Origin of the sequence: Pseudomonas putida (assembly GCA_041879295.1) — a bacterium.
Lineage (GTDB): Bacteria > Pseudomonadota > Gammaproteobacteria > Pseudomonadales > Pseudomonadaceae > Aquipseudomonas > Aquipseudomonas putida_Y.
Map to the genome: position 1 here is coordinate 1,916,050 of CP047152.1, position 25,141 is coordinate 1,941,190.

19 protein-coding genes are annotated in these 25,141 nt (G+C 64.2%); 10 read left to right on the forward strand and 9 right to left on the reverse strand.

Going from position 1 to position 25,141, the window contains the following annotated elements; all coding sequences use genetic code 11:
• The first annotated feature begins 200 nt into the window (after positions 1-200).
• From kdpF to GST84_08690, 6 genes are all read left to right on the forward strand, one after another.
• Positions 201-290, forward strand: coding sequence for a K(+)-transporting ATPase subunit F (gene kdpF, locus GST84_08665; GenBank protein ID XGB12433.1), 90 nt, complete (start codon positions 201-203; stop codon positions 288-290).
• A gap of 9 nt (positions 291-299) precedes the next feature.
• Positions 300-1,994, forward strand: a complete 1,695-nt coding sequence (kdpA, locus tag GST84_08670) for a potassium-transporting ATPase subunit KdpA (protein XGB12434.1) — start codon at positions 300-302, stop codon at positions 1,992-1,994.
• 9 nt (positions 1,995-2,003) lie between these two features.
• Positions 2,004-4,058 carry a potassium-transporting ATPase subunit KdpB gene (gene kdpB, locus GST84_08675; protein ID XGB12435.1) on the forward strand — a complete coding sequence of 685 codons (2,055 nt, stop codon included), beginning with the start codon at positions 2,004-2,006 and terminating at the stop codon, positions 4,056-4,058.
• Between the two features lie 10 nt (positions 4,059-4,068).
• Complete coding sequence (kdpC, locus tag GST84_08680) at positions 4,069-4,620, forward strand: potassium-transporting ATPase subunit KdpC (GenBank protein XGB12436.1); 552 nt, start codon at positions 4,069-4,071, stop codon at positions 4,618-4,620.
• Positions 4,621-4,775: 155 nt separating this feature from the next.
• A complete protein-coding gene (locus GST84_08685) occupies positions 4,776-7,430 on the forward strand; it encodes a DUF4118 domain-containing protein (GenBank protein XGB12437.1) in 2,655 nt (884 codons plus the stop codon).
• Complete coding sequence (locus tag GST84_08690) at positions 7,427-8,122, forward strand: response regulator (protein XGB12438.1); 696 nt, start codon at positions 7,427-7,429, stop codon at positions 8,120-8,122. Before GST84_08685 ends, GST84_08690 begins: the two co-directional genes overlap by 4 nt.
• A gap of 63 nt (positions 8,123-8,185) precedes the next feature.
• Here GST84_08690 and GST84_08695 read toward each other — a convergent pair whose 3' ends face one another.
• Positions 8,186-9,091: a LysR family transcriptional regulator gene (locus GST84_08695; GenBank protein ID XGB12439.1), complete on the reverse strand. Its 906-nt coding sequence runs from the start codon at positions 9,089-9,091 to the stop codon at positions 8,186-8,188.
• Between the two features lie 580 nt (positions 9,092-9,671).
• Entirely contained in the window at positions 9,672-12,602 is a 2,931-nt protein-coding gene (locus GST84_08700) for an aminotransferase (protein XGB12440.1), read from the reverse strand.
• A 41-nt stretch (positions 12,603-12,643) separates the two neighbouring features.
• On the opposite strand from GST84_08700, the gene GST84_08705 reads away from it, so the two are divergent.
• Positions 12,644-12,928: a hypothetical protein gene (locus GST84_08705; GenBank protein ID XGB12441.1), complete on the forward strand. Its 285-nt coding sequence runs from the start codon at positions 12,644-12,646 to the stop codon at positions 12,926-12,928.
• A gap of 85 nt (positions 12,929-13,013) precedes the next feature.
• Here the strand turns inward: GST84_08705 and GST84_08710 are convergent, their stop codons facing one another.
• The 7 genes from GST84_08710 to gloB form a co-directional block, all read right to left on the reverse strand.
• Entirely contained in the window at positions 13,014-14,621 is a 1,608-nt protein-coding gene (locus GST84_08710) for a dipeptide ABC transporter ATP-binding protein (protein XGB12442.1), read from the reverse strand.
• A 1-nt stretch (position 14,622) separates the two neighbouring features.
• Positions 14,623-15,642, reverse strand: coding sequence for an ABC transporter permease subunit (locus tag GST84_08715; GenBank protein ID XGB12443.1), 1,020 nt, complete (start codon positions 15,640-15,642; stop codon positions 14,623-14,625).
• Between the two features lies 1 nt (position 15,643).
• Entirely contained in the window at positions 15,644-16,717 is a 1,074-nt protein-coding gene (gene yejB, locus GST84_08720; protein XGB12444.1) for a microcin C ABC transporter permease YejB, read from the reverse strand.
• A gap of 1 nt (position 16,718) precedes the next feature.
• On the reverse strand, positions 16,719-18,554 hold the full coding sequence (locus tag GST84_08725; protein ID XGB12445.1) for an ABC transporter substrate-binding protein: 1,836 nt from the start codon (positions 18,552-18,554) through the stop codon (positions 16,719-16,721).
• Positions 18,551-20,323 carry an ABC transporter substrate-binding protein gene (locus GST84_08730; GenBank protein ID XGB15734.1) on the reverse strand — a complete coding sequence of 591 codons (1,773 nt, stop codon included), beginning with the start codon at positions 20,321-20,323 and terminating at the stop codon, positions 18,551-18,553. The genes GST84_08725 and GST84_08730 overlap by 4 nt, the downstream gene beginning before the upstream one ends.
• 276 nt (positions 20,324-20,599) lie before the next feature.
• Complete coding sequence (locus GST84_08735) at positions 20,600-22,030, reverse strand: transglycosylase SLT domain-containing protein (protein ID XGB12446.1); 1,431 nt, start codon at positions 22,028-22,030, stop codon at positions 20,600-20,602.
• Positions 22,031-22,130: 100 nt separating this feature from the next.
• Positions 22,131-22,910 carry a hydroxyacylglutathione hydrolase gene (gene gloB / locus GST84_08740; protein ID XGB12447.1) on the reverse strand — a complete coding sequence of 260 codons (780 nt, stop codon included), beginning with the start codon at positions 22,908-22,910 and terminating at the stop codon, positions 22,131-22,133.
• Positions 22,911-22,995: 85 nt separating this feature from the next.
• Here gloB and GST84_08745 point away from each other — a divergent pair, with 85 nt between their 5' ends.
• Genes GST84_08745 through dnaQ form a run of 3 tightly spaced genes read left to right on the forward strand, consistent with a single transcriptional unit; the run spans position 22,996 to position 25,040 of the window.
• Complete coding sequence (locus GST84_08745) at positions 22,996-23,769, forward strand: methyltransferase domain-containing protein (GenBank protein XGB12448.1); 774 nt, start codon at positions 22,996-22,998, stop codon at positions 23,767-23,769.
• A gap of 15 nt (positions 23,770-23,784) precedes the next feature.
• On the forward strand, positions 23,785-24,231 hold the full coding sequence (gene rnhA, locus GST84_08750) for a ribonuclease HI (protein XGB12449.1): 447 nt from the start codon (positions 23,785-23,787) through the stop codon (positions 24,229-24,231).
• A gap of 50 nt (positions 24,232-24,281) precedes the next feature.
• Entirely contained in the window at positions 24,282-25,040 is a 759-nt protein-coding gene (gene dnaQ, locus GST84_08755; protein XGB12450.1) for a DNA polymerase III subunit epsilon, read from the forward strand.
• The last annotated feature ends 101 nt before the right edge of the window (positions 25,041-25,141 follow it).

A 25,141-nucleotide genomic window follows, 5' to 3' on the forward strand; every position in this document is an offset into this window, starting at 1 on the left:
GGTACCACACAGGCCTTGAAGGCTGTGCAGTGCCTGTGGGAGAGCGGGCGTGCCCGCGAAGAGGCCGTTACAGGCAGACCACAACGCTGATTTTACGCATTCTTTATACCCACCCCCACACCCCGCTCTCGCCCCTTTACGCCCCTCCCTCGGACAATTTCCCTAAAGCGGCCCAAGCCGTAACACGGGGAGAACCACATATGAACATGCTCGACGGGCTGTCACTGCTGCTGGCAGTGGCATTGGCGTTTTATCTGCTGGTGGCGCTGCTGCGCGCCGATCGCAGCTAGGGAGCGGCCATGCACAGTTACGATTTCGCCTTGCTCCTGGCATTCTTCGCCATTGTGCTGCTACCGGCACCCTGGCTTGGGCGGTTCTTCTTCAAGGTCATGGAGGGCCAGCGTACCTGGCTGACGCCTGTGCTGGGCCCGGTCGAGCAGGGCTGTTACCGGTTGGCAGGTGTGAACGCCAACCAGGAGCAGGACTGGCGGCAATACGCTCTGGCCCTGCTGGCGTTCAACCTGGTCGGCTTCCTGCTGCTGTTCAGCGTGCTGCTGTTGCAGGGCTACCTGCCACTCAACCCACAGCACCTGCCTGGCCAGGAATGGTCACTGGCGTTCAACACCGCCGTCAGTTTCGTTACCAATACCAACTGGCAGGCCTATAGCGGTGAGGCGTCGGTCAGCTACCTGAGCCAGATGCTTGGCCTGACCGTGCAGAACTTTGTCAGCCCTGCCACCGGCCTGGCCGTGCTGGTTGCCCTGTGCCGCGGTATCGCCCGGCGCAGTGCGACGACGCTGGGCAACTTCTGGGTCGACATGACTCGTGCCACCCTCTATGGCCTGTTGCCGCTGTGCGTGCTGCTGGCGCTGCTGCTGGTCTGGCAGGGCGTACCGCAGACCTTTGCCGACTACGCCCACGCGCTGACCTTGCAAGGTGGCGATCAGACCATTCCGTTAGGGCCGGCCGCCAGCCAGATCGCCATCAAGCAGCTGGGTACCAATGGCGGCGGCTTCTTCGGCGTCAACTCGTCGCACCCGTTCGAAAACCCTACGGCCTGGAGCAACCTGTTCGAGGTGGCGTCGATCATCCTCATTCCGGTGGCTTTGGTGTTCACCTTCGGTCACTACGTGAAGGACCTGCGCCAGAGCCGCGCCATCCTCGCCTGCATGCTTGCCCTGTTCCTGATCGGAGGCAGCACGGCATTGTGGTCCGAGCACCAGCCGAACCCAGCGCTGGAAAGCGCCCAGGTGCAGCAGACCGCCCCCCTGGAGGGCAAGGAAAGCCGCTTCGGCACCACTGGTTCGGTGCTGTGGGCGGTCACCACCACCGCTGCCTCCAACGGTTCGGTCAACGCCATGCACGACAGCCTCAACCCGCTGACCGGCATGGTGGCGATGGTCAACATGATGGTCGGCGAGGTGATCTTCGGCGGCGTTGGCGCCGGGCTGTACGGCATGTTGCTGTTCGTGCTGATCGCGGTGTTCCTGGCCGGGCTGATGATTGGTCGCACGCCGGAATACCTGGGCAAGAAACTGCAGGCCCGTGAGGTGCAACTGCTGGTGGCAACGCTGCTGGTGATGCCGGTCGGTGTGCTGGTACTTGGCGCCATCGCCGCCAGCTTGCCCGGCCCGGCCGGGGCGGTCACCAACCCGGGGGCGCATGGTTTCAGCCAGTTGCTGTACGCCTACACCTCGGGCTCGGCCAACAACGGCTCGGCCTTTGCCGGCTTTGGTGCCAACACCGTGTATCACAACCTGATGATCGGCCTGGCCATGCTCATCGGCCGCTTCGGCTACATCCTGCCGATACTGGCGTTGGCCGGCAGCCTGGCGGCGAAAAAAAGCGCGCCGCTGGGGCAGAACAGCTTCCCCACCCACGGCCCGCTGTTCACCGGCTTGCTGCTGGTGACCATCCTGCTGGTCGGTGGCCTGACCTTCCTGCCGTCCCTGGCCCTTGGGCCAATCGCCGAACACCTTAGCCTGGGTTTTTGAGGACCGATCATGAACATGCCCATTCCTGAAGTGAATAGCCGGCACAGCGCCAAGGACCAGACCCGCTTCGCCGCGCTGTGGCGCCCGGCGCTGGTGCAGGCGTTCGTCAAGCTCGACCCGCGTCAGCTCAAGCGCTCACCGGTAATGCTGGTGGTGGCCCTGACCGCAGTACTGACCACCGTGCTGTGCTTTGCGCCCGGCGGCGGTGTGAGCACCGGCGTTGCGGTGCAGATCGCCCTATGGCTGTGGTTCACCGTGTTGTTTGCCAACTTCGCCGAGGCGTTGGCCGAGGGCCGGGGCAAGGCCCGCGCCGACAGCCTCAAGGCCGGCAGCCAGGGCCTGACCGCTCAGCGTCGCCAGCGTGATGGCAGCTACGAGACGGTGGCTGCCAGCGCACTGCGCAAGGATGATGTGGTACGCGTGGTCGCCGGCGAAATGATCCCCGGCGACGGCGAGGTACTTGAAGGCATTGCGGCCGTCAACGAGGCCGCCATTACCGGTGAGTCCGCGCCGGTAATACGCGAATCAGGTGGCGACCGCTCGGCGGTGACCGGCAACACGCGGCTGGTCTCCGACTGGCTGCTTATCCGCATCACCAGCAACCCGGGCGAGTCGACCCTGGACCGCATGATCGCCCTGGTCGAAGGTGCCAAGCGGCAAAAGACCCCGAACGAAATCGCCCTCGACATCCTGCTGATCGGCCTGACCCTGATTTTCCTGATCGTGGTGGTGACCTTGCAGCCGTTCGCCCACTTCGTGGGTGGCAGCCTGCCGCTGATCTTCCTGGCCGCGCTGCTGGTGACGCTGATTCCCACCACCATCGGCGGCCTGCTGTCGGCCATCGGCATCGCCGGCATGGACAGGCTGGTACGGCTGAATGTCATTGCCCGCTCGGGCCGCGCCGTCGAGGCGGCCGGGGACGTGCATACACTGATGCTCGACAAGACCGGCACCATCACCTTCGGCAACCGCCGCTGCAGCGCACTGCATGCGGCACCGGGCATTACCGCCAAGGAACTGGGGGAGGGCGCCTTGCTGGCCTCGCTGGCCGACGACACCGCCGAAGGCAAGTCGATTGTCGAGTACCTGCGCCAGTTGCACGACTTTGTCGAGCCGCCTGCCGGGCAGTTCGAAGCGGTGGCCTTCAGTGCCGAGACACGCCTGTCGGGCATCGACTTCCAGCAGCACCGCTACCGCAAGGGCGCCGTCGATGCGGTGCTGGCATTCGTCGGTATGCAACGCCTGGAAATGCCGGCGGCGCTGGCCCGCGAAGTCGAACGCATTGCGCAGAGTGGCGGCACACCGTTGCTGGTGTGCGTCGACAAGCGCTTGCTGGGCGTGATTCACCTCAAGGATGTGGTCAAGCCTGGCATCCGCGAGCGCTTCGCCGAGCTGCGCAAGCTGGGCATCCGCACGGTGATGGTGACCGGCGACAACCCGCTGACTGCAGCTGCCATCGCCGCCGAAGCGGGGGTAGATGACGTGCTGGCCGAAGCCACGCCCGAGAAGAAGCTGGCGCGTATTCGCCAGGAGCAGAATGACGGCCGCCTGGTTGCCATGTGCGGCGACGGTGCCAACGACGCCCCGGCGCTGGCCCAGGCTGACGTAGGCATGGCCATGAACGATGGCACTCAGGCTGCGCGGGAGGCCGCCAACATGGTCGACCTGGACAGCGACCCTACCAAGCTGCTGGACGTAGTACAGGTCGGCAAGGAGCTGCTGGTCACCCGTGGTGCGCTGACCACATTCTCCATTGCCAACGATGTGGCCAAATACTTCGCCATCCTGCCGGCGCTGTTCGCTGCCATCTACCCGCAACTGGGCGTACTCAACCTGATGCAACTGGCCAGCCCGCAGAGCGCGATCCTGTCGGCCATTGTGTTCAACGCGCTGATCATCATCGTGCTGATCCCGCTGGCGCTACGTGGCGTGCGCGTGCAGGCGGTGAGTGCGGCGCACCTGTTGCGGCGCAATCTGTTGATCTACGGGTTGGGTGGCATTGTGGTGCCGTTTGCCGGGATCAAGCTGATCGACCTGCTGCTCAATGCCCTGAACCTGGTCTGAGGAGGCCACCATGACTGCTTATCTACGCCCGGCATTGAGCCTGGCTTTGTTGATGACCCTGGTGACTGGCGCCCTGTATCCGCTGGCGGTGACCGGTATTGCTCAGGTCGCTTTCCCGAACCAGGCCAACGGTAGCCTGGTGCGCGATGCGCAAGGGCAGGTGCGGGGTTCGGCATTGATCGCCCAGGACTTCCAGGGCGATGGCTGGTTCCACTCGCGGCCCTCGGCAGGTGCCTACGCGACCGTGGCCAGCGGCGCCAGCAACCTGTCGCCGAGCAACCCGGCGCTGGCTGAGCGGGTAAGGAGCGATGCGGCCGCGTTGTATCAGGCACAGCAAGGGCCAGTGCCGCAGGCGCTGCTGACTACCTCGGGCAGCGGCCTGGACCCGCACTTGCCACCGGAGGCATTGGCCTATCAGATCCCGCGGGTGGCGGCGGCACGGCAGTTGCCGGTCGAGCGCTTGCAAGCCTTGCTGGAACAGGCCACCCTCCACCCATTGATCGGCCCGCCGGTGGTCAATGTGCTGGCGTTGAACCAGGCGCTTGAGCAACTGAGCCACTGATACTGGGACCGCTTTGCGGCCCTTCGCGGGCAAGCCCGCTCCCACAGGAACAGCGCTCCTTTCGAAGTGGGCGATTTCCTGCGGGAGCGGGCTTGCCCGCGAAGGCCTGGAAAGCTGGCCATCAGTCGACCGCCGTCCCTTCTGAAGGATGAAACATGAGTGACTCCACCCGCGCCGATGCGCTGTTGGCCAACCTCCCGCGAAATGGCCGGGGCCGGCTAAAGGTGTTCCTCGGCGCCGCCCCTGGCGTCGGCAAGACCTTCGCCATGCTTCAGGCCGCCCACGCCCAGCAACGCCAGGGCGTGAAGGTGCTGGCCGGCGTTGTCGAAACCCACGGCCGCGCTGAAACCGAGGTGCTGCTCGCGGGCCTTCAACAGCAACCTCTACTGCGCAGCCAGTATCGCGGTGTCACCCTCGAGGAGATGGACCTCGACGGCCTGCTGCGGGCCGCGCCGGCCTTGGCCCTGGTGGACGAACTGGCCCACACGAACGCCCCCGGCAGCCGCCACGCCAAGCGTTGGCAGGACGTACAGGAACTGTTGGCCGCTGGCATTGATGTATTCACGACGGTCAACGTCCAGCACCTGGAAAGCCTCAACGACAAGGTCCGCGACATTACCGGCGTGCAGGTGCGCGAGACCCTGCCGGACTGGGTACTGCAGGAAGCCTTCGAGCTGGTGCTGATCGACCTGCCACCGCGAGAGCTGCTCGAACGCCTGCGTGAAGGCAAGGTGTACGTGCCCGAGCAGGCTCGGGCGGCCATTGATGCGTTCTTTTCGCAAACCAACCTCACCGCCCTGCGCGAGCTGGCCATGCAGACCGCCGCTGCTCAGGTCGATGCCGACCTGGCCCACGGCTATCGTCAGCGCGGCCAGGAAGCGCCGGCCTTGCGCGGCCGGTTGCTGGTGGGCATAGACGGTGACGACCAGGCCGAACGCCTGGTGCGCCATGCCAGCCGCGTGGCCCAGCGTCGCCACCTGCCCTGGAGCCTGGTGCATGTGGACAACGGCCGGCTACGTGACGAAACCGCACGGCATCGTTTGCAGGCCGCTCAGCAACTGGCCGAGCGACTGGGCGGGGAAGTGGTGCTGCTGCGTGCTGGTGAAGTGGCCCGCACGCTGATTCAGCATGCTGCCGAGCGGCGGGCCAGCCTGGTGCTGGTCGGGCAGTCCCGTGACCGTCTGCGCAGGCGTTTGTTCGGCACCGGTGTGGCGGCGCGGCTGCTGCGCGAGAGTCATGGCCTGGAAATCAACGTGCTGGACCGTGATGTGCAGCCGCCAGCGCCGCGTTCGGCGGTGCGGCGGGTGTGGGTGTGGCGTCATTACCTGCTGGCGCTGCTGGCCACCGTGATGGCTGCGGGCCTGGCCTGGGCGGTGTCCAGTGTGCTCGCATTGCCCAATATCTCGCTGGTGTTCCTGGCGGCGGTGCTGCTGGTGGCGGTGCGCAGTAGCCTGGGACCTGCGCTGGCCTGCGCTGCGCTGTCGTTCCTGGTCTATGACTTCCTGTTCATACCGCCCAACTTCTCGTTCAGCATTCAGCGCGAAGAAGATGTGCTGACGCTGGTGTTCTTTCTGTTGATGGCTGCGCTCACCGGCAACCTGGCCGCGCGTCAGCGTCGGCAGTTGCAGGCGCTGCGCGAGACCCAGGCGCAGACCAGCCAGTTGCTCGACCTGTCTCGCCGGTTGACGGTAGCCACCGATCGCCAAGCCATATTCAAGGCTGCCGGCCAGCACCTGGGCGGCTGGCAGGACACCCAGGTGTGCTTGCTGGAGCGCAACGCCGAAGGCCAGTTGCAAGTGGCCAGTGGGGAAGCCCACACTTTCAGCGACACCGAACGGGCTGCTGCCGATTGGGCCTGGCAGCACGTGCAGGCCGCTGGCCACGGCAGCGATACCCTGCCCGATGGCCGCTGGTGGTGGTGGCCGTTGGCGGTGGACGAGCAGCCTCTGGCGTTGCTGGGCGTGCGCCCGCGCACCGGGCGGCCGCTCAGCGACCCTCGCAGGCGCCTGCTCACTGCTCTTGGCCAGCCCTTGGCCCAGGCCCTGGCCCGCGCACGCTTGGCTGAACAGTTGGAAGCCGCACGCCTGCACGGCGAAACCGAGCAACTGCGCAGTGCCCTGCTGGCCTCCGTATCCCATGACTTGCGCACGCCGTTGACCGCCATGCGTGGCAGCATCGACAGCCTGCTGGCGTTGGGCGACGCGATTCCGGCTGAAGACCGCCGCGAGTTGCTGGAAGGCACCCGCAACGAGGCCGAGCGTCTTGATCGCTACATCCAGAACCTGCTGGACATGACCCGCCTGGGCCATGGCGGCCTCAAGCTGGCCCGCGACTGGGTGGCCCCGGCGGATATCGTCGGCAGTGCGCTCAACCGCTTGCGGGTGGTGCTGGCGCCGCTGCGTGTGCACACGGACGTGCCGGCCGAGCTGCCATTGCTGTTCGTGCATGCGGCGTTGATCGAGCAGGCGCTGGTCAACGTGCTGGAAAACGCCGCACGCTTTTCGCCGGCCAATGGTCGGCTTGAGCTGCAGGTGGCCGTGCATGACGACCAGTTGCGCCTGACCGTCAGCGACCAGGGCCCCGGCATTCCCGTGGCCGACCGCGAGAAGATCTTCGACATGTTCTATACCGCCGCCCGTGGTGACCGCGGTGGGCAGGGTACCGGGCTGGGCCTGGCTATCTGCCAGGGCATGATCGGTGCCCATGGCGGGCGGATTCTGGTGGGCGAAGGCATTGATGGCCAAGGCACCAGCATCACTTTATGCTTGCCGCTGCCTCCTCAACCTGAAGCCGATAGCGAAACCCCATGAGCCAGTCCGCCACCCTGTTGGTCATCGACGATGAACCGCAGATCCGCAAGTTCCTGCGTATCAGCCTGGCCTCGCAAGGCTACAAGGTGCTGGAGGCAGCCACCGGTGCCGAAGGGTTGGCCCAGGCGGCACTGGGCAAGCCGGATCTGGTGGTGCTCGACCTGGGGCTGCCGGACATGGACGGCCAGCAGGTACTGCGTGAATTGCGTGAATGGAGTGCAGTGCCGGTGATGGTGTTGTCGGTGCGTGCCAGTGAAGTGCAGAAGGTCGATGCGCTGGATGGTGGCGCCAATGACTATGTGACCAAGCCGTTCGGTATCCAGGAGTTTCTCGCGCGCGTGCGGGCTTTGCTGCGCCAGGTGCCACAAGCTGGCGGCTCGGAAGTGGCGGCCTGCTTTGGGCCGCTGACGGTGGATTTTGCCTTCCGGCGGGTGACGCTCGATGGTGTGGAGGTGGCATTGACACGCAAGGAGTATGCGTTGCTGGCGCTGTTGGCCGGGCACCCCGGGCGGGTGATTACCCAGCAGCAACTGCTCAAGGATATCTGGGGGCCTACCCATGCGGAGGATACCCACTACCTGCGGATCGTGGTCGGGCATCTGCGACAGAAACTGGGCGATGACCCCACGGCGCCGCGGTTCATCATTACCGAGGCGGGGGTTGGGTACAGGTTGGTAGCGCCGACAGCATAATCCGCTCCCACAGCCCAAAGGGTTCGTCGGGCGCCTGCTGGGCAGGGTCTCGTACAAGGGATATCAGGCCCTGGGGGGTTCCTTCTCGAACAGCTGGCGCATGACTTCCAGGTAGCGCCGCGCGCCCAGGCCCAACGGGCGCGACTTGATCCAGATAATGTCTACCCACAAGCGCAGTCGGCTGGCCATATTGTCGAAGCGCACCTCGGCGAGTGCGCCCGAGGCAATCAGCGGTTCAACCAATGGCTGCGGCAGGTAGGCCCAGCCCAGCCCGGACTGCACCAGATCCAGCGTGGCCAGGTAGCTGTCGGTCAGCCAGATGCGCCGGGACAGGACCATGCGCGGGTCCGATCCGGTGGCCTTGCCCGAGGCCACGATGATCTGCCGTTGTTCGGCAAAGGCCTCCTCCGGCAGTGGCGTACCGCTGTTCTGCCCGGCCGGATGGCGCGGTGACGCTACGGCCACCAGCAGTTGGCTGCCGGCTTCGAGGAATGACTCGCGCTCGTCGATGCCGGGCCGTTCGAACACCAGGGCCAATTGCACACTGCCGTCATGCAGCAGGCGAATGGCCTCGGTCTGGGTGGCCGAACGTACCTCGACTTCCAGGCTGGGAAATGCCTGGGCGAGGATTTCCAGCGGTTGGTTCCAGGGGCCGGTCTGCAACTCGGGCGCCATGGCGATGGTCAGGCGTTTTTCCAGGCCTTGGTGCAGTTGCAGGGCCTGGGCGTCGAGCAGGTTGAGCTGGCAGATCACCTGCCTGGCCTGGGGTTCAAGGGCCAGGGCCGCGCTGGTGGGCAGGGCCTTGCGCGTGGCCCGGTCGAACAGCGGCAGGTCCAGCTCGGCCTCAAGCTGGGCGATCGCCATGCTCACGGCTGAAGGTACGCGGCCCAGCTTGCGGGCGGCGGCGGAGAACGAGCCGGCGTCCAGCACTGCGAGGAAAATTGCCAGGGAGTCGCTGGAGAAGGCCATGTTCGGTGAACCTGATGTTGGGGCGTTGTGAGCGAATAGTAATGGATGGGATTGCGAAGGGTAGGGTTTGAAGTATTAGGTGTTTGTGAGATCGAGCGCCGCCTGTATGGCGGTAGAGGTGCGTCGCCTGGGAGACCGAGCGCCGCCCGCGCGGCGCATCGCGAGCTGCGCTCGCTCCTACGTTTGTTTCGGGCCAATCATTCCTGTGGGATTTGTGCGCGAACGCCTTGGCGCATGGCTCGATATCGCGTCGTACAAACAAGGCGGTCGCGCGCGCCTGCCACAGGCGTTACTGGCCAGAAACAAACGTAGGAGCGAGCGCAGCTCGCGATGCGCCGCGCGGGCGGCGCTCGATTTCTGCCACCCCCTAAAACCCACGGCAAACACACCCGGCCATTACGCAACGTCATGCCGGGCGGTGTGGCCTTGAGGGTATGGTGGGAGAGGTGCGTCGCCTGGGAGACCGAGCGCCGCCTGTATGGCGGTAGAGGTGCGTCGCCTGGGAGATCGAGCGCCGCCCGCGCGGCGCTCGATCTAACAGGCGCTGAACCTCTAAAGCCCAACACCCCAACCCAAAACCCTACAGCCCTTCACCCAGCACCCGGTCAATACAATCAACAAAGTAATCCACGCTGGCCCGGCTGGTACACATCGGCGGTTTGATCTTGAGGATGTTCAGGTAGTCGCCAGTTGGCTGCATGAAGATACCCAGATCCCGCAACCGGTCGCACAGCAGCATGGTCTCTTCGGTGGCCGGCTCCAGGGTGTCGCGGTCGCGCACCAGCTCCAGCCCCAGATAGAAGCCCGAACCATGCGCCGCACCGGCCAGCGGATGCTTGTCGACCAGCGCCTGCAAGCGTGCCTTGAAGTAGCGCCCGGTGTCGCGGGCGTTGTCCCACAGGCCTTCTTCCTGCATGACATCCAGCACCGCCATGCCGATGCGGCAGCTGACCGGGCTGCCTCCGGCCGAGGAAAAGAAGTAGCCCTCGGCCTCCAGCGCCTCGGCGATTTCGCGACGGGTGATGACCACGCCCAGTGGCTGGCCGTTACCCATGCCCTTGGCCATGGTAATGATGTCCGGAACCACGCCCTGTTCCTCGAAGCCCCAGAAGTACTCGCCCAGGCGGCCATAACCCACCTGCACTTCGTCGGCGATGCACACCCCGCCGCGGGCGCGGACCTTGGCATAGACGTCGCGCAGGTAGCCTGCGGGCAGCGAGATACCGCCGGCATTGCCGTACACCGGCTCGCAGATGATGCCCGCCAGCTGACGGCCACGGGCGTCGAGGTCTGCCAGCTTGGCGTCGACGTCTTGCAGGTAGTCGGCGGCGCTGTCGGCCCCGCGGAAACGACCGCGGAAGGTGTTCGGTGCTTCGACCGGGTGTACCCAGTCCGGGCGGGTTTCCAGGGCTTGCGGGTTGTCGGCGATCGACGTGGAGATGGCATCGGTAGCCACTGACCAGCCGTGGTAGGCCTCCAGCACGCTGAGCAGGTCGCGCCCGCCGCTGTAGGCCCAGGCCAGGCGAATCGCCAGGTCGTTGGCCTCGGTGCCGCTGTTGACCATGAACACTCGGTCGAAACCTTCGGGGGCCAGGTCCAGCAGGCGTTCGGAGAACTCGGTGATCGCCGCGTAATGGAAGCGCGAGTTGGTGTTCAGCAGTGACCACTGCCGCGCCGACTCGGCAACCATGCGTGGGTGGCCATGGCCCAGCACCGCGACGTTGTTGAGCATGTCCAGGTAGGAACGGCCCTGCATGTCGATCAGGTAGTTGCGCCAGCCGCGCTCAATGTGCGGCGGTTGCGCGTAGTAGTGCTTCTGCGAGCGGGCGAAGCTGGCATCGCGGCGGGCCAGCAGGGCTTGCGGATCAGGTAGCGGCTCGGCATCGCAATCGAAACCCAATAATGTGGCTGGCGACGGGCACAGGGCCAGCCACGCAGCAGCCTGTGACGGCGTGGCGAAGAAGGGGGGCTGGATGCTGTTATCCAGGCACAGTTGTACGCTGAGGATACTGCCGCTGCTGCCCAGGGGCTGGCCTTTTTCCACGGCCTGGCCGTCTGCCGGTGCGTCTTCCAGGCCTTGCAGCCACAAAGCCCAGTGCACGGTGCGCAGACAGCCACGGCCGTCGCCATGACGCTGCCAGGTGCCGGCTGCTGGCGCTTGCACAGGGCTGCCGTTGGGCACATGCAGCTCGACGCCAAGGGCGCAGGTGGCTGGCTCTTCGGGGCGGTCGATATGGGTTTGCGACAGGCGATATTGCCCGTGCAGGCTGCAGGCCGGTGCGGCTTGCGAGGTCAGCAGTTGCTGGTCGTAACCGGGTTGTTCCCAGTTACCGGCCTCGAAGTGTTCGCTGAGTACCCCCAGGTCCACCCGTGTGACAGCCTGCCCGGCCAGCTCGGGGAGCAGGGGGGCGCAGCCGTTCAAGTCCGGCGCCGCGGGTTGCAGGCCCGCAGCCTGCAGAATGGCCGCCTCCATCAGGGCGAAAGGCACGGCGGTGGCCGTGTCGAAAATTTCCCATTCGTGGGCAATGTTGTCGCGGGTGTACTGGTTGCCCGGGTCGACGGCTAGCTGTTGTTCGCTGCTCAGCACCAGTACGGCAGCGCGGTTCAGTACCAGCGGCCACAGGGCGCGCAGTTCGGCCTCGGTCAGCGGGTTGAGCGCCTGGTAGGCCTGCACGGCTGGGAGGATGCGCAGCGGGTCGCCCTCGGCGTGGTGCAACAGCGCAGCGCAGGTCACCGACAGGTCGGCGATACGCCAGGTGCGCAGCAGGTCGCCAAAATCGATCACGCCTTGCAGTTGCCACTGACGCTGGGCATCACGGGCCCACACGGTGTTGTCGTCGGTGATGTCCAGGTGCACGGCCTGACTGGGCAGTTGATCGACCAGCGGCATCAAGCGCTCGTTGGCCTGTCGCGTGGCGTGTTCGATGCGGGCGCGTAGCCCGCTGTCCTGCAGCACCGGCAGCAGGTGATCGATCAGTGCCCCGGCATGCTGCGGGTCCCATTGCAAGGTGCGCGCAAGGCCTGGGTGGTCGAAATGGGCAAGCGCCTTGTCCAGCTTTGCACAGAGCCCGCCCAGCTCGGCCATCAGGCGTGGCTCCATGTGCTTGAGGCGGGTCAGCGGTTGGCCTTCGATGTAATCGAGCAGGCGCAGGCGCAGTGGTTGCGCGTCGATGTCCAGTTCCAGCAGCCCCATGCCGTTGTGGGCTGAGCGCACGGCGGGTACCGGCAAGCCTTGATCGCGCAGGAAGGCCAGGGCGGCGTGCTGGGCTTCAAGCTCCAGCTGGGCATAGCTGCCGTGGCAGGCCTTCAGCACATAGCCACCTTGCGGCGTGACCACGCGAAAGTTCAGGTCTTGCTGGCTGCCCAGTAGCGACAGGTTGCCGGCAAGGCCGTAGTGGGCCTGCAGCACAGCGTGTGCCTGGGCTTCGCTCAGCGTTGGGCTGGGCAGGCCGGAGCGCTGGATCAGGGTGGCCAGGGCGGGGGAAGCGGGCTGGGGTTGGGGGCTGGACATGGGCTCTACCGTTGGTACTGGGAGGTGACGGTGGAGAATTTATGCCCGATCCGGCTGATGATGGAAGACGATTATTGTCAGAAAAATTGATCACTGCTGCATTGCGTCAGGGCGGCAAGGCGCCTGCCTTGGTTTTTGTGGTGTTGCGTAGATCGAGCGCCGCCCGCGCGGCGCATCGCGAGCAAGCTCGCTCCTACATTTGTTTCGGGCCAATTATTCCTGGGGCAGACGCGCGCGTCCCCTTGGCGCTCAACTCGACATCGTGGGGAACAAACAAGGCGGTCGCGCGCGCAGGCACAGGCGATACTGGCCCGAAACAAATGTAGGAGCGAGCTTGCTCGCGATGCGCCGCGCGGGCGGCGCTCGATCTCCGCAACACCGCAAGAACCAAGGCGAACACCCACCCATTCCCTACGAACCCTCAACCTCCAAAAACGCCGCCTCCAGCAACTGCCGGGTATACGGATGCTGCGGCGCATGGAAGATCGCCTGCGCATCCCCTTGCTCCACCACCTGCCCATGCTTGATCACCATCAACTGGTGGCTCAGCGCCTTGACCACCGCCAGGTCATGGCTGATGAACAGGTACGTCAGGTTGTACTTTTGCTGCAGGTTACGCAGCAATTCCACTACCTGCCGCTGCACGGTGCGGTCAAGTGCCGACGTGGGTTCATCCAGCAGAATCAGCGCTGGCTTCAACACCAGCGCCCGGGCAATGGCAATGCGCTGGCGCTGCCCACCAGAGAACTCATGGGGGTAGCGATGCCGCGTGCGTGGGTCCAGGCCTACTTCCTCCAGGGCCGCGATAATCGCCGCTTCCTGTTCCTGCGCGGTGCCAATGCCGTGAATGCGCAACCCTTCACCCACAATGTCCGCCACGCACATGCGCGGGCTCAGGCTGCCAAACGGATCCTGGAACACTACCTGCATCTCGCGCCGCAGGGGGCGCACCGCTTTCTGGTTAAGCCCTTCGAGGTTCTGCCCATGAAAGCGAATGCCGCCTTGGCTGGAGATCAGCCGCAAGATGGCCAGGCCCAATGTGGACTTGCCCGACCCGGATTCGCCAACAATGCCCAGCGTCTGGCCCTGGGGCAAGCTGAAGTTGACCCCGTCCACCGCCTTCACATGATCGACCGTGCGCTGCAGAAAGCCCTTCTTGATCGGGAACCAGACCTTGAGCTCATCCACCTCCAGCAACGGCGCGCCCACCGGGTTGTGCGCCGGCAGCCCGCTGGGCTCGGCATTGATGAGCATCTGCGTGTAGTGGTGCTGCGGGGCGCTGAACAGCGTGGCGCATTCGGCCTGCTCCACGATCTGCCCGTGCTGCATCACACACACACGATGGGCGATGCGTCGCACCAGGTTCAGGTCATGGCTGATCAGCAACAGGGCCATGCCCAGCCGCGCCTGCAGTTCCTTGAGCAGTTCGAGAATCTTCAACTGCACGGTCACATCCAGCGCCGTGGTCGGCTCGTCGGCAATCAGCAGCTCGGGCTCGTTGGCCAGCGCCATGGCGATCATTACCCGCTGGCGCTGTCCGCCCGACAACTCGTGGGGCAGGGCCTTGAGGCGCTTGTGCGGCTCGGGAATGCCGACCATATCCAGCAGCTCCAGCGTGCGCGCAGTCGCTTCCTTGCCGGTCAGGCCCTTGTGCAGCAGGAGGATTTCGTTGATCTGCTTCTCGATGCAATGCAGCGGGTTGAGCGAGGTCATCGGCTCCTGGAAGATCATCGCAATGCGGTTACCGCGAATGCGTTGCAGGGTCTTCTCGTTCTGCTGCAGCAAGTCCTTGCCTTCGTAGTGGATGCTGCCGCTGGGGTGGCGGGCCAGGGGGTAGGGCAGCAGGCGCAAAATCGAGTGTGCGGTGACCGATTTACCCGAGCCACTTTCGCCCACCAGAGCCAGTGTCTCGCCTTTGCGGATATCGAAGCTGACGCCGCCCACCACCCGGTTGACCTGGTCCCCGGTCACGAATTCTACGGCCAGGTTCCGCACTTCGATCAGGTTCTGTTCACTCATGTCACTTCCTCGGGTCGAAGGCATCGCGGGCGGATTCGCCGATGAACACCAGCAGGCTCAGCATCAGCGCCAGCACGGCAAAGGCGCTGATACCCAGCCACGGGGCCTGCAGGTTGGACTTGCCCTGCGCCACCAGCTCGCCCAAGGAAGGCGAACCGGCAGGCAGGCCGAAGCCGAGGAAGTCCAGGGCTGTGAGGGTGCCGATGGCGCCGGTGAGAATGAACGGCATGAAGGTCATGGTCGAGATCATGGCATTAGGCAGAATGTGCCGGTACATGATCGCGCCGTTGCGCATGCCCAGCGCGCGGGCGGCGCGCACGTATTCCAGATTGCGTCCGCGCAGGAACTCGGCGCGTACCACGTCCACCAGGCTCATCCACGAGAACAGCAACATGATGCCCAGCAGCCACCAGAAGTTGGGCTGCACGAAGCTGGCCAGGATGATCAGCAGGTACAGCACAGGTAGGCCGGACCAGATTTCCAGAAAGCGTTGCCCGGTCAGGTCGACCCAGCCACCGTAGAACCCCTGCAGGGCGCCGGCGATGACGCCGATAATGGAGCTGGCCACGGTCAAGGTGAGGGCAAACAGAACCGAAATGCGGAAGCCGTAGATCACCCGTGCCAGCACGTCGCGGCCCTGGTCGTCGGTGCCCAGCCAGTTGTCCGCCGAAGGTGGGGCAGGGGCGGGGACACGCAGGTCATAGTTGATGCTCTGGTAGCTGAACGGGATGGGCGCCCACAGCACGAAACTGTCTTTCTTCGCCAGCAGCTCGCGGATGTAGGGGCTCTTGTAGTTGGCTTCCAGCGGGAATTCGCCGCCGAAGGTGGTTTCCGGGTAGCGCTTGAACGCCGGGAAGTACCATTCGCCGTCGTAACGTACGGCGATCGGTTTGTCGTTGGCGATCAGCTCGGCGCCCAGGCTCAGCCCGAACAGAATCAGGAACAGCCACAGTGACCACCAGCCACGGCGGTTGGCCTTGAAACGCTCGAAGCGCCGGCGGTTGAGGGGGGACAAGGCCATTTCAGTGCTCCCGGCTGGCAAAGTCGATGCGTGGATCGACCAGGGTGTAGGTCAGGTCGCCGATCAGTTTCACCACCAGCCCTAGCAGGGTGAAGATGAACAGGGTACCGAAGACCACCGGGTAGTCGCGGTTGATGGCCGCTTCAAAACTCATCAGGCCCAGGCCGTCGAGGCTGAAGATCACCTCGATCAGCAAGGAGCCGGTGAAGAAGATGCCGATGAACGCCGAAGGGAAGCCGGCGATCACCAGCAGCATGGCGTTGCGGAACACGTGGCCGTACAGCACCCGTGATCGGCTCAGGCCCTTGGCCTTGGCGGTGACCACGTACTGTTTGTTGATCTCGTCGAGGAAGCTGTTCTTGGTCAGCAGGGTCATGGTGGCGAAGTTACCGATGACCAGTGCGGTGATCGGCAGTACCAGGTGCCAGAAGTAGTCCAGCACCTTGCCGGTGGTGCTCAGTTCGTCGAAGTTGTTGGAGGTGAGGCCACGCAGCGGGAACCAGTCGAAGTAGCTGCCACCGGCGAACAGCACGATCAGCAGGATGGCGAACAGGAACGCCGGGATGGCGTAGCCGACGATGATCGCCGAGCTGGTCCACACGTCGAAGTGGCTGCCGTGGCGCACGGCCTTGGCGATCCCCAGCGGGATCGACACCAGGTACATGATCAGCGTGCTCCACAGCCCCAGCGAGATCGAAACCGGCATCTTCTCGGCGATCAGGTCGATCACCTTGGCATCGCGGAAGAAACTGTCGCCGAAGTCCAGCCGGGCGTAGTTCTTGATCATGATCCACAAGCGTTCGGGTGGCGACTTGTCGAAGCCGTACATGCGCTCGATTTCAGCGATCAGCGCCGGGTCCAGGCCCTGGGCGCCGCGGTAGTTGGAGCCGGCCACGGAAACCTCGGCGCCGCCACCTGCAATGCGGCTGGTGGCGCCTTCGAAGCCTTCGAGCTTGGCGATCATCTGCTCGACCGGGCCACCGGGGGCGGCCTGGACGATGATGAAGTTGATGATGAGGATGCCGAACAGGGTCGGAATGATCAGCAGCAGGCGGCGCAGGATGTAGGCCAGCATCTCAGTTGGCCTCGTCCACAGGGTCTTCGCTGACCGCCGGAGTTACCTCGGGCTTGATCCACCAGGTGTCGATGCCGATGTCGTACTTGGGCGACACGTTCGGGTGGCCGATGTGGTTCCAGTAGGCCACACGCCAGGTCTTGATGTGCCAGTTGGGGATCACGTAGTAGCCCCACAGCAACACGCGGTCGAGGGCGCGGCAGTGGTCGATCAGGCTCTGGCGCGAGTCGGCGTTGATCAGCTGTTCCACCAACTGGTCAATGGCCGGGTCGCGCAGGCCGATGAAGTTGCGGCTGCCGGGGTTGTCGGCGGCGGCACTGGACCAGAACTCGCGCTGTTCGTTGCCCGGCGAATTGGACTGCGGATAACCGCCGACGATCATGTCGTAGTCCCGAGAACGCAGGCGGGTGATGTATTGCGAAACGTCGACCCGGCGGATGTTCAACTCGATACCGAGGTCGGCAAGGTTGCGTTTGAAGGGCAGCAGGATGCGCTCGAACTCGGTCTGCGCCAGCAGGAATTCGATGCTTACCGGCTTGCCTTGGGCGTCGACCATCTTGTCGTCGACGATTTTCCAGCCCGCGTCTTGCAACAACTTGTAGGCCTGGCGCTGTTGCTCGCGGATCATGCCGCTGCCGTCACTGACCGGGTTGTGGAAGACCTCGGTAAACACTTGCTCGGGCACTTTGCCGCGCAGTGGTTCGAGGATTTTGAGCTCGTTGGGGCTGGGCAGTCCGTGGGCGGCCATTTCCGAGTTGTCGAAGTAGCTGCTGGTGCGGGTATAGGCGCCGTTGAACAGCTGTTTGTTGGTCCACTCGTAGTCCAGCAGCAGGCTCAGTGCCTGGCGCACGCGAACATCCTGGAACACCGGGCGGCGGATGTTGAAGATGAAACCCTGCATGCCGGTGGGGTTGCCGTTGGGCAGCTCCTCCTTGATCAGGCGACCCTCGCGCACGGCAGGCACGTCGTAGGCGGTGGCCCAGTTCTTTGCGCTGACTTCCAGGGCATAGTCGAACGCCCCGGCCTTGAGTGCTTGAAGGGCGACGGTGGTGTCGCGGTAGGAGTCGAAGGTCATGACATCGAAGTTGTAGAAGCCCCGGTTGATCGGCAGGTCCTTGGCCCAGTAGTCCTTGACCCGCTCGTAGCGCACCGAGCGCCCGGCCTTGACCTTGGCGACCTTGTACGGGCCGCTGCCCAGCGGGATCTCCAGGTTGCCGCGGTTGAATTCGCGGTTTTCGTACCAGTGCTTGGGCAATACCGGCAACTGGCCGAGAATCAGCGGCAGTTCGCGGTTGTTGGTGTGCTTGAACTTGAACAGCACCTTCAGCGGGTCTTCGGCGACCACTTCGGCAACGTCGGCGTAGTACTGGCGGTACAGCGGGGCGCCGTCCTTGATCAGGGCGTTGAACGTGAACACCACGTCGTCGGCGCGCATCGGATGGCCGTCATGGAAGCGCGCTTCGGGGCGCAGGTAGAAGCGCACCCAGCTGTTGTCCGGAGCCTTTTCGATCTTGCCGGCCACCAGGCCGTATTCGGTGAACGGTTCATCCTGGCTCTGGCGCATCAGGGTGTCGTAGATAATGCCGATGTTCTCGGCCGCCACGCCTTTGTTGATGAACGGGTTGAGGCTGTCGAAGCCGCCGAAGCTGGACTGGCGGAAGGTGCCCCCCTTGGGCGCATCCGGGTTGACGTAGTCGAAGTGCTTGAAGTCGGCGGGGTACTTGGGTGGCTCATCGTAAAGGGTGAGCGCGTGCTGCGGTGCGGCCAGCGCGGGAAGGCTCAGGCAGGCGAGCAACAGGCTGCCTGCCAGCCGGCGCAGACGGTGCGTTGGCGTCATTGGGCTTTCTCCGAAGTCTTGATCCACCAGCTGTTCAGCCCAAGGGTGTAGGGCGGCGTGGTGACGAAGGCGAACCGGTTGCGGTAGGCCAGGCGATGGTTGTCGAGGTACCAGTTGGGGATCATGTAGTAGTGCCATGAAAGCACGCGGTCCAGGGCGCGGGCAGCGGCGACCTGGTCATCGCGGGTACGGGCGGCGAGCAGGGTGTCGAGCAGGTGGTCGACTACCGGGTCCTTGACCCCAGCATAGTTCTTGCTGCCCTTTGTCGTGGCCTGGCTGGAATGGAAGTACAGCCACTGTTCGAGGCCGGGGCTCAGGGTCTGGTTCAGTGTCATCAGAATCATGTCGAAATCGAACTGGTCCAGGCGTTGTTTGTACTGGGCGCGGTCCACGGTACGCAAGCGCGCATCGATGCCGATGCTGGACAGGTTTTCGACATAAGGTTGCAGGATGCGTTCAAGGTTGGGGTTTACCAGCAGCAGTTCCATGCGTAATTGCTGGCCCTTGCTGTTGACCAGGCGCTGGCCGTGCAGTTTCCAGCCGGCCTCGGCGAGCAGGCCCAGGGCCTGGCGCAGGGTCTGGCGGCTGATACCCCGGCCATCGGTGTGGCTGACCTTGTAGGGTTCGCTGAACAGCTTGGCGGGCAACTGGTCACGGAACGGCGCCAGCAGCAGCCACTCCTTGCCGGTGGGCAGGCCGCTGGCGGCGAACTCGCTGTTGGGGTAGTAGCTGGTCGAGCGGCGGTAGGCGCTGCTGAACAGCGCGCGGTTGGTCCACTCGAAGTCCAGCATCAGCCCCAGTGCCTGGCGTACCCGCGGGTCGCTGAACGCGGCCCGGCGGCTGTTCATGAACAGGCCCTGTGTTTGCGTGGGGATACTGTGCGGGATTTGTGCCTTGATCACTTCACCCCGGCGCACGGCAGGGAAGTTGTAACCGTTGGCCCAGTTTTTTGCCTGGTGCTCGATATAGATGTCGAACTCGCCGGCCTTGAATGCTTCGAAGGCCACCGTGGCGTCGCGATAGAACTCGTATTCCACCCGATTGAAATTGTACTTGCCACGGTTGACCGCCAGGTCTTTGCCCCAGTAGTTCTTCACCCGTTCGAACACCAGTCGTCGCCCGGGTTGTACCTGGGTGATGCGGTAGGGGCCACTGCCCAACGGGGGCTCGAAGGTGGTGGCCTTGAAGTCGCGCTTCTGCCAGTAGTGTTTAGGCAGCACAGGCATTTCGCCCAGACGCAGAATCAGCAGCGGGTTGCCGGCGCGTTTGAACACGAAGCGGATGCGTAGCGGGCCGAGGATATCTACCCGCTGCACTTCCTGCAGGTTGGTGCGGTAGATCGGGTGGCCATCCTTGAGCAGCGTGCGGTAGGAGAAGGCCACGTCAGCCGAGGTGATCGGCTGGCCGTCATGCCAGCGGGCCTCCGGGCGCAGGTTGAACACCACCCAGCTGCGGTCCTCGCTGTATTCCACCGAGCGGGCGATCAGGCCGTAGCTGGAGGTCGGCTCGTCACCAGACGGGTCGTATTGGCCGGTGCCTACCATCAGTGGCTCGTTCAGCTCGCTGATGCCGTACTGCTGGAAGTTGGGCGTGGTAATCGGGCTCGACCCCTTGAAGGTGTAGGGGTTGAGTGTGTCGAAGGTGCCAAAAGCCATGGCCCGCAATGTGCCGCCCTTGGGCGCTTGCGGGTTGACCCAGTCGAAGTGGGTGAAGGTGGCTGGGTACTTGAGCGTGCCGAACTGCGCGTATCCGTGGCTTTCGCTCACCATCGCGGCTGCGGGAAAGCTCAAGGCCAGGCTGAGTGACAGCAGGAGGGGACGTATCAAGTCGGCATCCGATCCAGAGGCGTTGGGCTTTGATCGAGTACAGTAACAGCTTGGTGGGATTGGAAAAAGAGAGGGGCTGGGGTTTTCCAGTGGCTGGGTTTTCAGGCCCATTCGCGGGCACGCCCGCTCCCACAGGTACGGCACTGGCTTTCAAGGCTGTGAAAAACCTGTGGGAGCGGGCGTGCCCGCGAATGGCTGCAAAGCAGCCCCTGTAACGACTCAATGCCCGACGTAGACGGTCAGTGTCTGGCCTGGCTTGAGGGCGTGGCCGCTGCGTGGGTTCCAGCGCTTGAGGTGCTTCATTTCCACATTGAAGCGCTTGGCCACCAGGTACAGGGAGTCGCCCTTGCGCACCTTGTATTTGGTGGAGCGCTTTCCGGATGCTGCGACCCGGTTGCCGGCGGCGCTCGGAGCACTGCCACCACGCAGGGCCAGAACCTGGCCAGCGCGCAGACTGTTGCCGGACAAGCGGTTCCAGCGCTTGATGTCCTTGACCGATACGCGGTTGGCCCTGGCGATGACGCTCAGGTTATCGCCACGCTTGACCCGGTAGCTGCGTGCCGCCACCGGTGCCTTGGCTTCGGCCACAGCCCTGGCAAACGCTGCTTTCGGTGGTTGCAGGCTGACCAGCTGCTCGGGGTTGAGGTTGGACAGGCTGGCACTGAGCAACTGCGCCTTGGCGGTGGGCACCAGCAGCTGTTTCGGGCCATCGACAGTCATGCGCTTCTTGAATGCCGGGTTGAGCTGGATCAGCTCGTCCTCGTCGATGTTGGCGAAGGCCGCGACCCGGGTAAGGTCCAGGCGATCTTTGATCGCCACCGCTTCGAAGTACGGTTCGTTGGCGATCGGGGTGAGATTGATGCCATAGGCTTCTGGCGTGGACACCACCTGCGACAGCGCCAGCAACTTGGGCACGTAATCGCGGGTTTCCTGTGGCAGCGGCAGGTTCCAGTAGTCGGTCGGCAGGCCGAGCTTTTCGTTGCGCTCGATGGCTCGGCTGACGGTGCCTTCGCCGGCATTGTAGGCCGCCAGGGCCAACAGCCAGTCGCCGTTGAACATGTCGTGCAGGCGGGTCAGGTAATCCAGCGCGGCGTTGGTCGACGCGGTGACATCGCGGCGGCCGTCATAGAAATTGGTCTGGCGCAGGTTGAAGTGACGACCGGTAGCCGGCATGAACTGCCACATGCCGGCAGCGCTGGCGCGTGAGTAGGCCATGGGGTTGTAGGCGCTTTCGATGGCGGGCAGCAGTGCCAGCTCCAGCGGCATGTCGCGTTCTTCAAGGCGCTCGACAATGTAGTGCAGGTAGAGGCTGCCACGTTCCCCGGCGCTTTCTATGAAGGACGGGTTGCTGGCGAACCACAAACGCTGCTGCTCGATGCGTGGGTTGACATCGATGCTGTCCTGCAGGGCGAAGCCCTGGCGCATGCGCTCCCAGACATCCTGCGGTGCCTGCTGGGCCGGTTTGACCAGCAGCGGGGAAGGTTTGTGTTTGATCCGCGCCTGGTAGTTGTGCGCGCGAACGCTATCGGATTCGTCGAGCTGACGGGTGCTCTGGCAGCCCACCAGCGTGGCTGCCAAGGCCAGCGCACTGATTTGGGCCAGGCGCGTCAGGGCGACGGAATGAGAGGTTCTGCGGCTACGGGAAGACATCGGCTGACACAGGTATCCGGGCGAAAAATTTCGGCGATTCTAGAAACCGCTCCGGCCCCGGTCAACCTTTGACCCTCACTTGCGATATATCTTGCGGTTATCAGAAGCTGTCCTTCCAAGACCTCAAGGCAGCAAAAACAGCGACATGCGAGGTGTTTGAATGTCCCTTCCATTCGTCTGCTTTTTGTTTAACTAATGTTTCAGAGGTGCGCAGAAAGGGGTTGGTCAGGCGCTCCAGGCCAATCGTTGAGGGCAGGCTGATGCGATTTTCGGCGCGTAAACGGGTAACGTCCTCAAACCGTTGCTGAACGTGCGGATTGCTCGGCTCTACAGCTTTGGCGAAGCGCAGGTTGCTGAGGGTGTATTCGTGGGCGCAGTACACTTCTGTCTGCGCTGGCAGGGCCGCCAGGCGGGCGAGGGCGGGCTGCATCTGTTCGGGTGTACCCTCGAACATGCGTCCGCAACCGGCGGCGAACAGGGTGTCGCCACTGAACAGGACGGGCGTTGCTGGCTGGTCGCTGAAGAAGGCGATATGCCCCAGGGTGTGGCCGGGTACTGCCAGTACCTGGAATGTCACACCCAGCACGTCGACCCTGTCGCCTTCGTCCAGTGCCAGGTCGCGGCCGGGAATGCGCTCGTTGGCCGGGCCACAGACCCGTGCACCGGTCAATTGCCTGAGCCGTTCCACCCCGCCGACGTGGTCATTGTGGTGGTGGGTGACGAGGATGTCGCTCAGCACCCACTCGGGGTTGGCAGCCAGCCAGCGTTCCACCGGGCCGGCATCGCCCGGGTCGACCACCGCACAACGGCGTTTGGCAGTATCCTGTAACAACCAGATGTAGTTGTCGGAGAAAGCGGGGAGAGCATCGATCTGTATCATGGTGCGGATCCGATTCGCCTAGCGTGGCACATGAGGGCATCTTAGCCGCGATGGCGCGGTGGGAGAACCTTCGAGGGAGAGCGCAATGACCGACCAAGCCTTTGCTCAGGCCGACCCGGACTGGGTCGAGCTGATCAGCCTGGCCCGTGAGTGGTTCAATGGCCCACTCGGCCAACTGATGCTCATGGAGGAGGACAAACTGCTGGAAGAAGAGCTCGGGCGCTTCTTTGGCGGTTATCTCGTACATTACGGGCCTTGCGCCGAGCCACCGCCCAGAGCCCCCCAGGTGCAGCGTAACGTGCGCCTTGGTGCGCCGTTGCCGGGGGTGGAGATTGTCTGCGAAGAGCAGGCCTGGCCGTTGAGCGAGCACGCTGCCGATGTGGTGGTGCTGCAGCATGGGCTGGACTTCTGTCTGTCGCCCCATGGCCTGCTGCGCGAGGCCGCCAGTGCCGTGCGCCCGGGCGGGCACCTGCTGATCGTGGGGATCAACCCGTGGAGCAGCTGGGGCATGCGCCATTTCTTCAGTCACGATGCTCTGCGCAAGGCGCGCTGCATCTCGCCGTCACGGGTGGGCGACTGGCTCAACCTGCTGGGCTTCGCGCTGGAGAAACGCCGCTTCGGGTGCTATCGTCCGCCGCTTGCCTCACCGGCCTGGCAGCAACGCCTTGAAGGCTGGGAACGACTGGCCGGCGGCTGGCAGGGCTTCGGTGGCGGGGTGTACCTGCTGGTGGCGCGCAAGATGGTGGTGGGCCTGCGGCCATTGCGGCCGGAACGCCGCGAGCCAATGGGCAAGCTGCTGCCGCTGCCACTGGCGAAAGTCAACCGCACCGCAGCCAACCCCGAAACTGACAAGCACTGAATTCAAGAGTGGTACATGAGCGATAGCGTCGAGATGTTTACTGATGGTGCCTGCAAGGGCAACCCTGGCCCGGGTGGCTGGGGCGTGCTGATGATCTACAAGGGCGTCGAGAAGGAACTATGGGGCGGCGAGCGTGAGACCACCAACAACCGCATGGAGCTGATGGCCGCGATCCAGGGCCTGATGTCGCTCAAGCGTGAATGCGAGGTGGTACTGACCACCGACTCGCAGTACGTGATGAAGGGCATCAACGAGTGGATGGTCAACTGGAAGAAGCGCGGCTGGAAGACGGCGGCCAAAGAGCCGGTGAAGAATGCCGACCTGTGGCAGCAGCTCGATGAGCAGGTCAACCGCCACAAGGTGACCTGGAAGTGGGTGCGCGGCCATATCGGCCACCCCGGCAACGAACGCGCCGACCAGCTGGCCAACCGTGGGGTCGATGAGGTGCGCGCCCAGCGTTGAGCTGGGGTACAATCGCGGCCTTTGTAACGGATGCAAGTTGGAGCGCCCGCGTGGAGCAGCAGCAAGATAAACGGTTCGTCATTCTCGATACCGAAACCACGGGTATGCCGGTTGGCGAAGGCCACCGGATCATCGAGATCGGCTGTGTCGAGGTCATCGGCCGGCGCCTGACCGGGCGGCACTTCCACGTCTACCTGCAGCCCGACCGCGAGAGTGACGAGGGCGCGATCAACGTTCACGGCATCACGGATGCCTTCCTGGTTGGCAAGCCACGCTTTGGCGATGTTGCCGAAGAGTTCTTCGACTTCATCCAGGGCGCCACGCTGGTCATCCACAACGCGGCGTTCGACGTTGGCTTCATCAACAACGAATTCGCCTTGCTGGGCCAGCAGGACCGCGCTGACATTTCGCAGCACTGCACTATTCTGGATACCCTGCTGCTGGCACGTTCGCGCCACCCAGGGCAGCGCAACAGCCTGGATGCGCTGTGCAAACGCTACGACATCGATAACTCGGGCCGTGAGCTGCACGGCGCACTGCTCGACTCGGAACTGCTGGCAGACGTTTACCTGGCCATGACCGGTGGCCAGACCAGTTTGTCGCTGGCAGGCCATGGCGCAGATGCCGATGATGACGGGCAGGGGGCTGGCGGCAGCGAGATTCGCCGGATTGTCGGGCGTACCCCGGGGCGGGTGATCATGGCCAGCGCCGAGGAGCTGGAGGCGCATGCCGAGCGTCTGGCAGCGGTTGCCAAATCGGCAGGTGGGCCTTCGCTGTGGCAGGCCCTGACCGAGATACCTGCGGGTTGAGGCGCTGGGCTTGCCGTGGGTTGTGGGGTGTTGCTGAGATCGAGCGCCGCCCGCGCGGCGCATCGCGAGCTGCGCTCGCTCCTACGTTTGTTTCGGGCCAG